Genomic DNA, 1,683 nt, shown 5'->3' on the forward strand with positions numbered 1-1,683 from the left:
GCGGAGTGTCAGTCAGCCTATATGTTTCTGATACAGCGCATTCGCGAGCAAGCCCACTCCCACAGTTTTAATCGCATTGCACAAGACTAAAGTGCATGCAGGCTCATTGTGGGAGCGAGCCTGCTCGCGATGAGTCCATTCGTATCAATACAACTTCGTCCCGGAATTGTTATCAATCATCGACACTTTATCAGTCGGATTCCTCAACAAACTGTTCAATGACTGGTCGAACTTCTGCAGCGCCCTGACCTGCATGTTTTGCTGTTCGTTAATGTCGGCAACGATGTCTTCACTGCGCTTGAAGTCCGCCCAGACCGGGCTCAGTTCCATCGCGTCACGGCCGTGTGCGGTGCCGATGTAATTGAGGTGGCTGTCGTAGAAGTGCGCACTGACATCCGATTCAATGTCGGAGCTGCGAGAGGTAATGAGCTGACTGCGGGTATTCACCACGGCGATCACATCCGGTTTGGCCGCCTTCAGGCTCTGCATGTCCGGATACACCGTGACCGAACCGAACTGCCGTTGCAGAGACGCCTTGACCCAGTCCACCGCCATATCGGGCTTGGAGGTGGCAACGTAGGCATCGTGAATCGGCTGCACCAGAAGGCTCTGGCCGAAACCGGTGCCGGCGTTGGCCTGGTAGTCCTGCAGGTAGGCGCGGTTGGCCTGGGTATTGCGGCTGTAGACCACGCCCAGGGAAACCTGGCTACCATTCGGGATACTGGTTGCGTTGCTGCGGCCCACCGGCTCGCTGAAGATGCCGTCCAGCGAGGAAACCGCGGAAGGTGCCGTAGGGATCGAGCAACCGGTTAACAGAGCCGTTATTGCCAGCGTACTGATCAAGGCAAGTTTCATGGTGTATCTCCTATGCAAAAGCAGTCAGGCAAGCAGTCGCCAATTGAGGGGGCCGAGTTCGTCGGCGGTCACTCAAGGTTAAACCGGTAATTATTTAATGAAATAACCCCTACGTATGGTTGTCAGGGCGGCGGTAGTTTTGTTTGGTGTAAAGAAAGTCGGTTAATTGCCACAGGATATAAAAAGGCCCGAATCGTCGAATCAGGCCTTTTTATTTATGGCTGACGGTTCAGCGATCAGTTTTTCAAAGGAACAAGTACTTCTTCGTCCGGCGACAGAACCATGAATACCAGCAACTTCGCAGGCTTGGTCTTGCTGGCATTTTTCGAGACCAGATGTTCGGAACCCGCCGCTTCATACCAGAACTCGCCGGCCTTGTAGGTCACTTCTTTTTCGCCTTTGACTTGCGAGGTGATTTCACCTTCCAGCACATAGGCCATTGCTGTTCCGTCGTGCTTGTGGGCAATCGAAGATTGGCCGGGCTTGTAGTCCACTTCAATCATCAGTGCCTTCTTGCCCGGTACGTTTTTCAGCATTTGATCCTGCAGGATCGTGACCTTTTCCGAAGGGCCATGGGCAAAGGCCGAGGCGGAAACGGTCAGGGACAGGGCAATCAGGGAAGCGGCACAGAAGCGCAAAACGTTCATGTTCATTACCTGCGTGGGATGAGTTGTCAGGGACAAATCTAGTCCGCGGCGGGGGCCAAACAAACAGCCAATATTGAGGAAGGTCAGGGGACCAATTGCCGGCAGGCGGATAAAACTGTAGGAGCGAGCACGCTCGCGATGAACGACCAGACACCGCGGGCATCCAGACAGCCCGCGTCAT

Annotated in this window: 2 protein-coding genes; both read right to left on the reverse strand. The window is 54.3% G+C overall.

The features are described 5' to 3' along the window. Positions 1-144: 144 nt before the first annotated feature. A complete protein-coding gene (locus tag ACW9JE_RS30595) occupies positions 145-855 on the reverse strand; it encodes an ATPase (protein ID WP_457434887.1) in 711 nt (236 codons plus the stop codon). 236 nt (positions 856-1,091) lie between these two features. Continuing rightward, positions 1,092-1,502: a cupin domain-containing protein gene (locus tag ACW9JE_RS30600; RefSeq protein WP_457434888.1), complete on the reverse strand. Its 411-nt coding sequence runs from the start codon at positions 1,500-1,502 to the stop codon at positions 1,092-1,094. Positions 1,503-1,683: the final 181 nt, after the last annotated feature.

It is taken from the genome of Pseudomonas sp. SDO55104_S430 (assembly GCF_054070595.1).

What these genes read in the sequence shown, in the direction of transcription:
- ACW9JE_RS30595 (WP_457434887.1), bottom strand. Translation starts at nt 855, where the DNA reads ATGAAACTTGCCTTGATCAGTACGCTGGCAATAACGGCTCTGTTAACC.
- ACW9JE_RS30600 (WP_457434888.1), bottom strand. Translation starts at nt 1,502, where the DNA reads ATGAACGTTTTGCGCTTCTGTGCCGCTTCCCTGATTGCCCTGTCCCTG.